This is a genomic window from Pseudomonas sp. S2_A02 (assembly GCF_054668495.1).
Genome location: NZ_CP162776.1, coordinates 1,860,735 through 1,874,774 on the forward strand (window position 1 = coordinate 1,860,735; position 14,040 = coordinate 1,874,774).

The following is a 14,040-nucleotide window of genomic DNA, read 5'->3' on the forward strand; positions in this document are numbered from 1 at the left end:
AAACTTGCAGAAGTCCGAATGCAGCGACTAAAACAAGCCACTTAGGATCACGCTGATAGTCCGGGTACCAGCCCGGATGCCCCTGCTTGTCTCATTTCTTCAAAATAAGAGCCGCAGCCTTATAAGCTGCTGCTCAGGTTAAAACTACGGCGCCGGTTGAAGCCTGCGCCGTAGCATCTACGGGTATTGCGGTCCTACGGGTACAGCAGCTGAATCACACGCCGCTTTGCAGCAGCATGTTACGAATGTGACCGATGGCCTTAGTCGGGTTCAGGCCTTTCGGACAAACGTTGACGCAGTTCATGATGCCCCGGCAGCGGAATACGCTGAACGGGTCATCCAGCGAAGCCAGACGCTCGGATGTCTTGTTGTCGCGGCTGTCTGCCAGGAAGCGATAGGCTTGCAGCAGAGCAGCCGGCCCCAGGAACTTGTCCGGGTTCCACCAGAAGGACGGGCACGAAGTCGAGCAGCAAGCGCACAGGATGCACTCGTACAGACCGTCGAGCTTTTCACGCTCTTCAGGGGACTGCAGACGCTCGATGGCCGGAGCCGGCGTGTCGTTCTGCAGGTATGGCTTAACCTTTTCGTATTGCTTGTAGAAGATGCTCATATCGACGACCAGGTCACGGATAACCGGCAAACCTGGCAACGGACGAACGATCAGCTTGTTACGTTTTACGACGGCAGACAGCGGCGTGATGCATGCCAGACCGTTTTTGCCGTTGATGTTCATGCCGTCGGAACCGCAAACACCTTCACGGCAAGAGCGACGATAGGAGAAACCTTCGTCCTGCTCTTTGATCAGCGCCAGCACATCAAGCACCATCAGGTCTTTACCACCGGTATCAACCTGGAATTCCTGCATGAACGGCGCAGCGTCCTGATCAGGGTTGTAACGATAAACACTGACTTGCAACATGGAGGCCACCCTTAATAAGTCCGAATCTTAGGTTCAAAAGTCGGAACAGTCTTCGGCGAGAAGTTCACAGCACGCTTGGTAACGCGCTTGTCACCCGGGAAGTACAGGGTGTGGCACAGCCAGTTTTCGTCGTCACGGTCTTCAAAGTCTTCACGGGCGTGAGCACCGCGGGACTCTTTGCGCACTTCGGCAGCGATGGCAGTGGCTTCGGCCACTTCCAGCAGGTTCTGCAGTTCCAGCGCTTCGATACGCGCGGTGTTGAACGCCTGGCTCTTGTCGTTGATCTTGACGTTGGCGATACGGCCACGCAGATCAGCCAGCTGAGCAATACCCTTCTGCATGTATTCGCCGGTACGGAACACACCGAAGTAGTTCTGCATGCAGTTTTGCAGTTCGCGACGCAGGGTTGCCACGTCTTCACCTTCGGTACGCTCGTTCAGAGCGGACAAACGTGCCAGGGCCGCATTGATGTCGGCGTCGGTGGCATCATCGTATTCGATACCGTCGGTCAGCGCTTTTTCCAGGTGCAGGCCGGCAGCGCGGCCGAATACCACCAAGTCGAGCAGCGAGTTGCCGCCCAGACGGTTGGCGCCGTGAACCGATACGCACGCCACTTCACCCACTGCGAACAAGCCAGGGATGATTTCGTCGACGCCTTCGTCGTTCTGGGTGATTGCCTGACCGTGAATGTTGGTCGGAACGCCGCCCATCATATAGTGGCAGGTCGGAACAACCGGAACCGGAGCAACAACCGGGTCAACGTGTGCGAAAGTCTTGGACAGTTCGCAGATGCCTGGCAGACGGCTATGCAGCACTTCCTCGCCCAAGTGGTCGAGTTTGAGCATTACGTGGTCGCCATTCGGACCGCAACCGTTACCGGCAATGATTTCTTTAACCATCGAACGGGCAACAACGTCACGACCGGCAAGGTCTTTGGCGTTCGGAGCATAACGCTCCATGAAACGCTCGCCGTGCTTGTTGATCAGGTAACCACCTTCACCACGGCAACCTTCTGTAACCAGTACACCGGCGCCGGCGATGCCGGTCGGGTGGAACTGCCACATCTCGATGTCTTGTACCGGTACGCCGGCACGCAGCGCCATACCAACGCCGTCACCGGTGTTGATCAGGGCGTTGGTGGTCGAAGCGTAGATACGACCTGCACCGCCGGTAGCCAGTACGGTGGCCTTGGCACGGATGTAGGTGGTTTCGCCGGTTTCGATGCAGATGGCGATCACGCCGACGAACTCGCCTTCGCCGTTCTTCACCAGATCGACAGCGTAGTACTCGTTCAGGAACACGGTACCGGCTTTCAGGTTGCCCTGATAAAGGGTGTGCAGCAGAGCGTGACCGGTACGGTCGGACGCAGCGCAAGTACGCGCAGCCTGGCCACCTTTACCGTAATCCTTCGACTGACCGCCGAATGGACGCTGGTAGATACGACCTTGCTCGGTACGCGAGAATGGCATACCCATGTGGTCCAGCTCGTAAACGGCAGCCGGACCTTCCTGACACATGTATTCGATAGCGTCCTGGTCACCGATGTAGTCGGAACCCTTGACGGTATCGTACATGTGCCAGCGCCAGTCATCGTTCGGGTCAGCAGACGCGATTGCGCAGGTGATGCCGCCCTGGGCGGATACAGTGTGCGAACGGGTCGGGAAAACCTTGGTGATCACGGCAGTCTTGTGACCGCCCTGTGCCAGTTGCAGCGCTGCGCGCATGCCCGCACCGCCACCACCAATAATGATGGCGTCGAAAGAAATCGTTGGAATGTTAGCCATGGATCAGATACCCCAGAGAATCTGCACACCCCAGACGAAGTAAGCGAACATCGCAACGCCGCATACTGCCTGGAAAAGGAAACGTACTGCAGTCGCGGACTTGCCCAATGCCATTGGCGTCAGGTAGTCGGTCGCGATGGTCCACATGCCGACCCAGGCGTGAGCGCCCAGGGCCACAAGGGCCAGCAGACTGAAGATACGCATCCCGTTGTGGGCGAACAGGCCATGCCACTGCTCGTAGCCAATGCCCGGATTCGCTGCGAGGTATCCGATCAGGAAGATGAAATAAGCCGCGAGAACAACCGCAGACACACGCTGTGCCATCCAGTCATAGAGGCCCGAACGCGAAAGGTTCGTAACGCTGGTTACCATATCCAAACTCCTGCCAGAACGATCAACACCACGGAAACGGCGATGATAATTTTCGAGCCCAGGCGGCCGCCTTCCAGCGTCTCACCGATGCCCATGTCCATGATCAAATGGCGCACACCGGCTACCAGGTGATACAGCAAAGCGGACAGGAGGCCCCATGCTACGAACTTGGCCAGCGGGCTGGTCAAGCATGCCTTCACCTCGGCAAAACCTTCCTCGGAACCCAAAGACTTGCCCAATGCATAAAGCATGAAGCCAAGGCCCAGGAAGAGGATGATGCCGGAAACACGGTGAAGAAACGACGTAACGCCGGTGATGGGGAGTTTGATGGTCCTTAGGTCTAGGTTTACAGGTCGTTGGCTTTTCACGGCTTTTTTTTCACACTGAAGAGCCCCTAACAATCAGGGCAAAGTTGTTGGGGAGTGCACTGGTCAGGTAACCACCACCCAGGGATGCGACCCCCAATAAAGCAGGCCCAAAAGCCCCTGGCGGTCGGTGGCCGAGTATAGACAGTTAGGCTACTAATGACAACGCGTTCACCTTCCCCTAATAGCTGATTGCACAAGTGAGATAAAAGGCGTAAATGGCAGTCAATTTCGAGGAAAAAGTCCGGTTAAAGCCTTCTGGAGCAAGACTTTAGGCAAATTGACATTCGAATTTATCTCACTATAGTGGTGCGGGCCCTGCGTGGGGGGTCTGTCTGATGATTTCAAGCATAAATAGGAGGCCACATGGCTGACAAAAAAGCGCAGTTGATCATCGAGGGCGCAGCCCCCGTCGAGCTGCCCATTTTAACCGGCACCGTTGGTCCCGATGTTATCGACGTTCGGGGCCTGACGGCCACGGGCCGTTTCACCTTTGACCCTGGCTTCATGTCGACTGCCTCCTGCGAGTCGAAGATCACCTATATCGACGGCGACAACGGCATTCTGCTGCACCGCGGCTACCCGATCGAACAGCTGGCTGAAAAGTCGGACTATCTGGAAACCTGCTATCTGCTGCTCAACGGCGAATTGCCGACCGCAGAACAGAAGGCCCAGTTCGTAGGCACCGTGAAGAACCACACCATGGTTCACGAGCAATTGAAGACCTTCTTCAACGGCTTCCGTCGCGACGCCCACCCGATGGCCGTCATGTGCGGCGTAGTGGGCGCCCTCTCGGCCTTCTACCACGACTCCCTCGACATCAATAACCCGCAGCATCGCGAAATCTCCGCGATCCGTCTGGTTGCCAAGATGCCGACCCTGGCCGCAATGGTTTACAAGTACTCCATGGGCCAACCCATGATGTACCCGCGCAACGACCTGTCGTACGCGGAAAACTTCCTGCACATGATGTTCAACACCCCGTGCGAGATCAAACCGATCAGCCCGGTACTCGCCAAGGCCATGGACCGGATTTTCATCCTCCATGCCGACCACGAGCAAAACGCATCGACTTCTACCGTACGTCTGGCCGGTTCGTCGGGTGCCAACCCGTTCGCCTGTATCGCCGCCGGTATCGCTGCACTGTGGGGCCCTGCCCACGGCGGTGCGAACGAAGCCGTTCTGACGATGCTTGACGAGATTGGCGATGTTTCGAACATCGACAAGTACATCGCCAAGGCCAAGGACAAGAACGATCCGTTCAAATTGATGGGCTTCGGTCACCGGGTTTACAAAAACCGCGACCCACGCGCCACCGTCATGAAGCAAACCTGCGACGAAGTACTGAAAGAGCTGGGCATCACCAACGATCCGCAACTCGAACTGGCCATGCGCCTGGAAGAGATCGCCCTGACCGATCCGTACTTCATCGAACGCTCGCTTTACCCGAACGTCGACTTCTACTCGGGGATCATCCTCAAGGCGATCGGCATTCCGACCAGCATGTTCACCGTGATCTTCGCCCTGGCGCGGACTGTCGGCTGGATCTCCCACTGGAAAGAAATGCTCTCCAGCCCGTACAAGATCGGCCGCCCGCGCCAGTTGTACACCGGCTACGAGTCGCGTGACATCACCAAGCTGGAAGACCGCGAATAAGACCTGTCTTGCGATAATGTCTTGAGCTGTACCGGGAACGGCCTCTATTTAGATAGGGGCCGTTTTTGTTTGGGCCTGACGTTGAATTACTCGGCGGCCTGAGGGCCGACCGGGCTCTATGGTTGTGTACATATCCGTTTCTTCGGTTGCGCCGGCTGGCGGTTCCGCTCTTACAGCGGGTCACTTTCGAAAAGCGCGAAAGTAACCAAAGCGCTTTTTGCCCCTTTCGTTCGGTGCCTCGCTAAGGCTCGGCATGCCCTCGCTCCGGTCCTGCTCCGTGGGCCCGCCGCCATCGGCCATCCATGGCCGGGGGCGGCTAACCCGGCATCCATGCCGGGTTGCCCACTACGCAGAACCTCCTCTCGGCCTCTCGAGGGGGCGGTGCGTCAAGATCAAAAGCTGCAGGCGAGCTAACGCTCGGCCTGTTGAGTGGTGAACAGCAGAGCGGATGCGCTCTGATTTTTTGTGGGAGCTGGCTTGTCGGGGCGCCGCATCGCTGCGATGGCGGCCTGTCAGCCGGCCAGTCTTCCCCGGATGTACCCACTCCAACTGTGGGAGCTGGCTTGCCTGCGATGGCGACCTGTCAGCCGCCCCATCTTCCCGGGATGTACCCAGCCCAACTGTGGGAGCGAGCCTGCTCGCGAAGCTGTTGATCTTGCCGTTGCCGTTGCTTCAGCTTTTGATCTTGATCTGCCGCCCCTTTCCCAGAGGCCGAACGCAGGCGTTGCGCAGGGGGTACCGCGGCAAGGATGCCGCGGTAGCCGCCCCCGGCCATGGATGGCCGATGGCGGCGGGCCCCCGGAGCAATGCCTTCGTTATGGCATGCCGAGCCTAGGCGAGGCACCGAATGGCGGGGCAAAAGCGCTTTGGTTACTTTCGCGCTTTTCGAAAGTGACTCGCTGTAAAAGCGAAACCATAGGCGGCCATAACCGCAGAAACGGATATGTACACCATCCAAAAATCCCGGTCGGCTATCAGGCCGCCTTCGCGGGCAAGCCTCGCTCCTACAAGGGGCGATAACCGCCCAATAAAAAATGCCCCGATCTCTCGACCGGGGCATTCGTTTTAACGTGGCTTATATATAGAAGCCTTAGTGCGAAACCGCCCCACTCGCCCCCAACCCAGTCTGCGAACGAACAAACTGCGGGAAGAACAGCGCACGTTCATTCACACCCTCGGCCGACTTGTCAGTGACCGAGAAGAACCAGATCCCGACAAACGCAATGGCCATGGAGAACAGCGCCGGGTATTCATACGGGAAGATCGCCTTCTCGTGACCCAGGATCTGCACCCAGATGGTTGGCCCCAACACCATCAAGCCAACAGCACTGACCAGACCCAGCCAGCCGCCGATCATCGCACCGCGAGTCGTCAGCTTCTTCCAGTACATCGAAAGCAGCAGCACCGGGAAGTTGCAGCTCGCCGCGATGGAGAACGCCAGGCCCACCATGAACGCGATGTTCTGCTTCTCGAACAGAATGCCCAGGCCGATCGCCAGCACCGCCAGAGCGATGGTGGTGATTTTCGAGACCCGGATCTCATCCTTCTCGTTGGCCTTGCCCTTCTTGATCACGCTGGCATACAGGTCATGGGACACCGCCGAAGCACCGGCCAGGGTCAGACCAGCCACCACCGCCAGGATGGTTGCGAACGCCACCGCCGAGATGAAGCCAAGGAACATACTGCCACCCACCGCGTTGGCCAAATGCACCGCTGCCATGTTGTTGCCGCCCAACAGCGCGCCAGCCGCGTCCTTGAAAACCGGGTTGGTGCTGACCAGCAGGATCGCGCCGAAGCCAATGATGAAGGTCAGGATGTAGAAGTAGCCAATGAAGCCGGTTGCATACAGCACGCTTTTACGTGCTTCTTTAGCGTCACTCACGGTGAAGAAGCGCATCAGAATGTGCGGCAGGCCAGCGGTACCGAACATCAATGCCAGGCCAAGGGAAAACGCGGAGACCGGATCTTTCACCAGGCCACCAGGGCTCATGATCGCTTCACCTTTAGGGTGAACCTTGATCGCCTCGGAGAACAGCGCATTGAAATCGAAGTTGACGTGCTTCATCACCATCAGCGCCATGAACGAGGCACCGGACAGCAACAGCACCGCCTTGATGATCTGCACCCAAGTGGTCGCCAGCATGCCGCCGAAGAGCACGTACATGCACATCAGGATACCGACCAGAATCACCGCAATGTGATAGTCGAGACCGAACAGCAGCTGAATCAGCTTGCCGGCACCCACCATTTGCGCGATCAGGTAGAACGCCACCACCACCAGCGAACCGCACGCCGACAGCGAACGGATCTGGGTCTGCCCCAGGCGATAGGACGCCACGTCGGCAAAGGTGTACTTGCCCAGGTTACGCAGGCGCTCGGCGATCAGGAACAATATGATCGGCCAACCCACCAGGAAACCAATCGAGTAGATCAAGCCATCGTAGCCAGAGGTGAACACCAGGGCTGAAATACCCAGGAAGGACGCCGCAGACATGTAGTCACCGGCAATCGCCAAGCCGTTCTGGAAACCAGTGATCTTGCCGCCCGCCGCATAGTAGTCGGCCGCCGAGTTGTTACGCTTGGATGCCCAATAAGTGATGCACAAGGTTGCACCCACGAATGCCACGAACATCAGGATCGCGGAAACATTGAGCGGTTGCTTCTGTACCGCACCCGTCAGGGCTTCAGCCGCCCAGGCGCCAGGTGCAAAAGCTGCGATGCTCAATAGAGCCATAAGACGCCGGATCATTGCTGAGCCTCCTTGAGAATCGCATTGTTCAAGTCGTCGAATTCGCCGTTGGCGCGTCGCACGTAGATGCCCGTCAGGACAAAGGCCGAAACGATCAGCCCGACACCGATCGGAATGCCCCAGGTAATCGAAGACTCGGGGCTGATTTTCGCGCCCAGAATATGCGGCCCGTAAGCAATCAAAAGGATGAATCCGGAGTACAGCCCAAGCATGATCGCTGAAAGAATCCAGGCGAATCGTTCTCTCTTGCTGACCAGCTCTTTGAAGCGCGAGCTGTTTTGAATCGAGAGGTAAATGCTGTCGTTCATTGTTTTTATCCTCGCAGCACAGATTTAGTTGGAACGGTATCCACTCTATGCGGCTGCCGGACAGGTTCCAGACGACCTTAGTATTAGAACGACATGACGGTTTCCCTCTCTGTAGGAGCACGGCTTGCCGGCGATAGCGATCGTGAGGGCGCCTTCGCCGGCAAGCCGTGCTCCTACAGAAAAGCAAAAGGCCCCTTGGCATTCATGCCAAGGGGCCTTTAGAGGTGCTGACTAGACGCTTCAGGTCAAATCATTTGGTCCAGTCTGCAACGCGATCCGGGTGTTTAGCCACCCAATCCTTCGCTGCCGCTTCAGGTTTGGCGCCATCCTGGATCGCCAACATGACTTCGCCGATTTCGTCTTTCGACGCCCACTGGAAGTTCTTCAGGAACTTCGCAACTTCCGGCGCTTTAGTTGCCAGCTCTTTGCTACCGATGCTGTTCACGGTTTCAGCCGCGCCATAAACGCCTTTCGGGTCGTCCAGGAAGCGCAGTTTCCACTTGGCGAACATCCAGTGCGGCACCCAACCGGTGACGGCAATGGATTCGTTTTTCTTCTCGGCACGGGTCAGCTCGGCAATCATGCCGGCGCCAGAACTGGCCTTGAGGGTGTAGTTGTCCAGACCATAATCCTTGATGGCCTGATCGGTCTTGAGCATCACGCCTGAACCGGCGTCGATACCGACGATACGACCCTTGAAACTGTCGTCGGTTTTCAGATCGGCAATAGACTTGGCCTTGACGTACTCCGGCACGATCAGGCCGATTTTTGCATCCTTGAAGTTCGGGCCGTAATCGACGACCTGATCCTTGTTCTTGGTCCAGTATTCACCGTGGGTCACGGGCAGCCACGCCGACAGCATGGCGTCGAGCTTGCCCGTGGCCACACCCTGCCACATGATCCCGGTGGCAACCGCTTGCAGTTTCACGTCATAACCGAGCTTCTGCCGGATCACTTCTGCGGCCACGTTGGTCGTGGCGACGCTGTCCGACCAGCCGTCTACATAACCGATCGTCACTGCCTTGCCTTCAGCGCTGGCCATCGTAGAACTGATCGCCAGCACCAAAGCGGCACCTGCGCCCAAGAGTCGTCGCATCTTCATCGTTACTTCCCCGAAAGTGCTGCGCCCGACGGATGCCGAGCCGCTCAACGTATTGTTATGGTGCACAGCGCCCCCATCACGCCTCACTGCAAACTCGTTCAAACATCAGCGGAGTACTGACGATTGGATGATCAACCTGACGCCCATGACGACCTGCTCTGCCAGCGACCTCAAGGCACCGAGAAACGACATCAGAAGGCCATTAATTGCAACCGCCGCAAATCCATCCGCCACCCCGCCCGAACTTTGCATGACAAAATTATGCAGGCCACCAAGCGCGAGACAAATGCAGGTAACATGCGCGGCTTTGTTCCCAGACGGCCTGACCATGCCCGCGACATCCCGCTTTCCTTTTTTTGCTTATTTATTTGCCTGCCTGCTGGGGCTTTTTGCCCTCGGTGGCTTCTGGTACGGCCTCGGCAAACCGGTGATCCTGCCGGACGTGGCCAGCGCAACACACAAGCTGCAATGCGCCTCCTACACTCCGTTCGACAAAGACCAATCGCCGTTCGATGTGCCATTCAAACTGCGCCCCGAGCGCATGGACGCCGACCTCGCACTGCTGGCAACCCGTTTCGAATGCATCCGCACTTATTCCATGACTGGCCTCGAGGCCTTGCCCGATCTGGCGCGCAAGCACGGCTTGAAGCTGATGATCGGCGCCTGGGTCAACAGCAACCCAGTGGACACCGCCAAGGAGATCGACCTGCTGATCGCCTCGGCCAATGCCAACGCCGATGTCGTGACCTCAGTGATCGTAGGTAACGAAACCCTGCTGCGCAAGGAAGTCACCGGCGCACAGTTGGCGACGCTGATTAACAAAGTCAAAAGCCAGGTCAAACAACCGGTGACTTACGCCGACGTCTGGGAATTCTGGCTCAAGCATCCGGAAATCGCCCCGGCAGTAGACTTCCTGACCATCCATCTGCTGCCGTACTGGGAAGACGATCCATCGAACATCGACGCAGCACTGCAACATGTAGCCGACGTGCGTCAGGTGTTCGGCAACAAATTTGCGCCCAAAGACGTGATGATTGGCGAAACCGGCTGGCCGAGCGAAGGCCGTCAGCGCGAAACCGCCCTGCCGAGCAGGGTCAATGAAGCCAAGTTCATTCGCAGCTTTGTGATCATGGCCGAGCAACAAGGCTGGCATTACAACCTGATCGAAGCGTTCGACCAGCCCTGGAAACGCGCCAGCGAAGGTGCGGTCGGGGGTTACTGGGGACTGTTCGACGCCGATCGCCAGGATAAGGGCGTGCTCGCTGGGCCGGTCTCGAACGTGCCGTACTGGTCGCAATGGCTGGTAGTGGGTGGCTTGATCTTCATCGGCACGCTGATCCTCGGCGGTCGCGTTCGCAGCACCCGCGCGGCGTTGGTGCTGCCATTGCTCGGCGCGTTGGCAGCCGGTTCGATTGGCGCCTGGGGCGATCTGGCCCGTGTCACCACCCGGTTTGCCAGTGAATGGCTATGGGTCGCCTTGCTGACGGGGTTGAATCTGTTGGTGCTGGCACATGCCGCGCTGACCTTGAGCGCTCGTACCGGTTGGCGTGAACGCGCCTTCAATGCACTGGAGCGCCGCGCCGGCTGGTGGCTGGCAGCGGCAGGTTTTGCTGCGGCGGTGATGATGCTGGAACTGGTGTTCGACCCGCGTTATCGCAGCTTCCCGAGTGTCGCGTTCATCCTGCCGGCGCTGGTGTACCTGTGCCGCCCGGTCAGTGCGCCGCGTCGGGAAATCGCCCTGCTGACCTTCATCATCGGCGCCGGAATTGCGCCGCAGTTGTATCAAGAAGGTCTGCAGAACCAGCAGGCCTGGGGTTGGGCGCTGGTGAGTGTGTTGATGGTGGCGGCGTTGTGGCGCAGCTTGCGGGTTCGCAAGGGCTGATCTGCTAGGCGCCTATCGGCGCATTCGCACAAATCCTGCTCTGCGCTCATTATATTGGCCGGAGAGCAGGAACCGCGCGATCGTACTACTGGACTCGATACCACCCCGATTAATGTCTGCTTACTTGTGAACGACGCGGCACAGTTACCTGGCTGTACGTTTTTTGGGGACGGTAATTCTTCCAGGCTGGCAGATTAAAAAACTCGGACTGCGGCACTTCTCGATTCGCCACAAAAAACTTCACATTGTTTTTAACTTCAGGCGTCTCTTTGCGTCTGTAGACGTACCTGATTTCAGAAGCAGTAACACTGGTGCCAGCATCCGGCTTTTTCGAAACAATGTCGTCCAGCGTTCCCATCAGATTATCAATAGCGAAAAGGACCTTCTTGTTTCGCTCGAAAATTTGAAACTCCAACCCCGCCTTACTCGAGCGACGCCACATCGGAACGTTAATCTGGAAGAAATTCCCCGTCCCTTTCTCATCCTTTTGAAAATACCTGTTAGTCATTGCAAATTTCTTGTAGGCAATTCCACGCGCAGGATCCGCCAATTCCGATTTTATTTGCTCATCAGTATTGTATATTCCTGCCGTTACGGTCGGGCCAAATGCTGCATCAGTCAAATCATTCTGCTTTAACACGTTCCGCTTCTTCTCCCATAACAACCTGGGGATACCTCCCTTCCAAAGCGGCAACCTTGAAAACTCTTTGAACCCCACTTTATCCAAGGCTTGCAACGCAAGATCTCGAGGATCACGCAATCCAAACAAAATGTCCCCGCTGTTAAAGGAAGATACCAGATCGGCATAGTCGCCCCCCTCCATTAACATTAGTGACATTAAGTCCCACCTCATCAAAGAAGGTGACAGGATTATTACGAGCCATACAATATAAATTCAAACCATCTACCACACCCGCGGGATCCGGACTCAGCCATCGATGCCACCACGGTACGTAATACCTCAAACCGTAATAATACAATCCGGTCGAATCCAGCTCCTTGCCTGAATAGCGCATAGTCTTGTCATTCGCCTTTACCTTATCGCTTCCCGCCCACCACGCCGTGCAGCCGTAAGAATAAAAGACCTCTTCGTTTATAAGCGTCCCCGCCTCATCAAGCTCCAAGCTGCATGAGCCTACTTGGTCGGTCAACGCATAGCGGTAATTGATAGTGCTTGTGCCTTGCGGTCGACCTATGCCGTGCAGAACACGAACATTGCACAGTTCTGCCTGAACATTAATAACATGTAGTATTTTTTCATTATCAGTCCGAATTTCCAGCCCCTGTAAATAGCGAACCTCATGACTACGGATCAAACGACCGACCAAGGTCGTGCGAATTTTCCGCTGCCTCTGTCCAGCATGATCATAAATGTAGTTCTCGGCATCGCTCGGTAAATCAGGACGAACTATCTGCTCGACTCGCCGCAGTTGATTACGCACGTCCCAATACAGGTCCTGTCCGGGTAGCAGTAGCCGTTTATTACCGTTCGGGTCATACCCCGCAGCAATTTCAGCCTCTGTAGGCAACTCTCCGCTGCTTTTTTGCACGAGGGCACGATTACTGTATTTCGACACTTTCATGAGCTGGGTACGGTTTCCAAGCGCAGCGCAATGAACCTGCTTGATGAGATTCCCACTACAATCGTAGTCAAAGGTCTCAGTATAGTTTTCCAATTGACATGGATCCGCTGGCGATTGGAACTCTGGTAAATACGGTCCGACTCTGCCACCGACCACCTGCCAACCTGTGGCGCGAATCAACTGATAAAGAGTGTCGTACCGGAAAGTTCTGATCGGCTCTATTTTCTGGTTGCGAAAATAGCGAATGGACAGCGCCTTGTCTTCAATCGACAAAATATTGCCGATGGGGTCATAGCAGTAGATCAAATGCTGCAGAAGTGGCTTCCCCGAGAGCTGCGCCTTCAACTCTTCCAATCTGCCATCGGCAGGAGAATGAAGAGCAGAGCAAACGAGCCCATTGGAGAAGGTTTGCTGCTCAACTTTATCGAAAGCGTTATAACGAATTTCGGTCAGCAGGTCTTCTTCTAGCCCATCTACACCTATCCTCACTTTTACTCCGGCAACCTGCCCGTCAACCGTGTAATTAAAAATTTGGGCGTTAGCCTCAGCATCGATCTGACAGAGCAACTGGGATTTAGCGCTGTAACGATAACAAGTAGTGGCACCAACTCCATCCTCATGAAGAAGATCGCGATCAGCCTCTTGATAGGGCCAATCCGGTTCATCCTCACTATCGAGAAAGTGCCGAGTACACTCAAGTAACTTACTCGTCAGTGAATACAACTTGAACGTCATGGTCCCAGCGCTATCATCTTGACGGATCAATTGTCCGCATTGATTTCGATCGACAAACGGCGTCCCGTTGCCGCCATAAGAAAAATAGGCATTGACCCTTTCGTCTTCACCGTACAGATATACAGATTCCTTGATCGGACGAATGAGACCATCGTAATTAACGTGGGTACGCATGAGCTTACTGTCCCAACTATCACATTTCTGGCCGGCAGGGCCTAGCAAATGCAAGCGATAACCTGCATCAACGCTATCGGTAAGTAACTCCTCACCCGAAAGGTTGAATACCGTTCTGAGGTTTGCCGAAATATCGGGTTCTGTTCCAGAAAGTTCGAACAGACGAGGATCAAAAAGGTCAGTTGCACGCCCAGCGCTATCATATGCCTGATGAGTGACACGGCTATCGAGAGGGTCCTGGATAGCCTTTCGGTGATAGGCCACTGTGCGTATGGTAAGTGCACGTGGGTCATTCACCATCAATGTGGGCGTACGAGCGTGCATGTTAGCTTCTCCTGACAGGATCTACGCCATACAACATCGGCTCGACTATTTAGATCTGTGCCTTGGAAAGCGTCAACTGTCAGAATT

Annotated in this window: 11 protein-coding genes; 2 read left to right on the forward strand and 9 right to left on the reverse strand. The window is 56.1% G+C overall.

What is annotated here, in order from left to right; all coding sequences use genetic code 11:
• Positions 1–214: 214 nt before the first annotated feature.
• Genes AB4O41_RS08465 through sdhC form a run of 4 tightly spaced genes read right to left on the reverse strand, consistent with a single transcriptional unit; the run spans position 215 to position 3,443 of the window.
• Positions 215–919 (reverse strand): succinate dehydrogenase iron-sulfur subunit, encoded by a 705-nt coding sequence (locus tag AB4O41_RS08465; protein ID WP_007898989.1) that lies wholly within the window; start codon positions 917–919, stop codon positions 215–217.
• 11 nt (positions 920–930) lie between these two features.
• A complete protein-coding gene (gene sdhA, locus AB4O41_RS08470) occupies positions 931–2,703 on the reverse strand; it encodes a succinate dehydrogenase flavoprotein subunit (RefSeq protein ID WP_367374778.1) in 1,773 nt (590 codons plus the stop codon).
• A gap of 3 nt (positions 2,704–2,706) precedes the next feature.
• Positions 2,707–3,075 carry a succinate dehydrogenase, hydrophobic membrane anchor protein gene (gene sdhD, locus AB4O41_RS08475; protein WP_045057756.1) on the reverse strand — a complete coding sequence of 123 codons (369 nt, stop codon included), beginning with the start codon at positions 3,073–3,075 and terminating at the stop codon, positions 2,707–2,709.
• Entirely contained in the window at positions 3,069–3,443 is a 375-nt protein-coding gene (gene sdhC, locus AB4O41_RS08480; RefSeq protein ID WP_015096190.1) for a succinate dehydrogenase, cytochrome b556 subunit, read from the reverse strand. The genes sdhD and sdhC overlap by 7 nt, the downstream gene beginning before the upstream one ends.
• 363 nt (positions 3,444–3,806) lie before the next feature.
• Here sdhC and gltA point away from each other — a divergent pair, with 363 nt between their 5' ends.
• Positions 3,807–5,096, forward strand: a complete 1,290-nt coding sequence (gene gltA / locus AB4O41_RS08485) for a citrate synthase (RefSeq protein WP_007898998.1) — start codon at positions 3,807–3,809, stop codon at positions 5,094–5,096.
• Between the two features lie 1,090 nt (positions 5,097–6,186).
• Here gltA and AB4O41_RS08490 read toward each other — a convergent pair.
• The 3 genes from AB4O41_RS08490 to AB4O41_RS08500 form a co-directional block, all read right to left on the reverse strand.
• Positions 6,187–7,845 carry a cation acetate symporter gene (locus tag AB4O41_RS08490; RefSeq protein ID WP_460147197.1) on the reverse strand — a complete coding sequence of 553 codons (1,659 nt, stop codon included), beginning with the start codon at positions 7,843–7,845 and terminating at the stop codon, positions 6,187–6,189.
• Positions 7,842–8,153 (reverse strand): DUF485 domain-containing protein, encoded by a 312-nt coding sequence (locus tag AB4O41_RS08495; RefSeq protein WP_367374776.1) that lies wholly within the window; start codon positions 8,151–8,153, stop codon positions 7,842–7,844. Before AB4O41_RS08495 ends, AB4O41_RS08490 begins: the two co-directional genes overlap by 4 nt.
• Positions 8,154–8,403: 250 nt before the next feature.
• A complete protein-coding gene (locus tag AB4O41_RS08500; protein ID WP_460147199.1) occupies positions 8,404–9,255 on the reverse strand; it encodes a glycine betaine ABC transporter substrate-binding protein in 852 nt (283 codons plus the stop codon).
• 286 nt (positions 9,256–9,541) lie between these two features.
• On the opposite strand from AB4O41_RS08500, the gene AB4O41_RS08505 reads away from it, so the two are divergent.
• Complete coding sequence (locus AB4O41_RS08505; RefSeq protein WP_460147200.1) at positions 9,542–11,137, forward strand: glycoside hydrolase family 17 protein; 1,596 nt, start codon at positions 9,542–9,544, stop codon at positions 11,135–11,137.
• Positions 11,138–11,246: 109 nt separating this feature from the next.
• Here AB4O41_RS08505 and AB4O41_RS08510 read toward each other — a convergent pair whose 3' ends face one another.
• Both AB4O41_RS08510 and AB4O41_RS08515 read right to left on the reverse strand, forming a co-directional pair.
• Positions 11,247–11,975, reverse strand: a complete 729-nt coding sequence (locus AB4O41_RS08510; RefSeq protein WP_460147202.1) for a hypothetical protein — start codon at positions 11,973–11,975, stop codon at positions 11,247–11,249.
• Positions 11,920–13,953 (reverse strand): RHS repeat domain-containing protein, encoded by a 2,034-nt coding sequence (locus tag AB4O41_RS08515; protein ID WP_460147204.1) that lies wholly within the window; start codon positions 13,951–13,953, stop codon positions 11,920–11,922. Before AB4O41_RS08515 ends, AB4O41_RS08510 begins: the two co-directional genes overlap by 56 nt.
• Positions 13,954–14,040 lie beyond the last annotated feature (87 nt).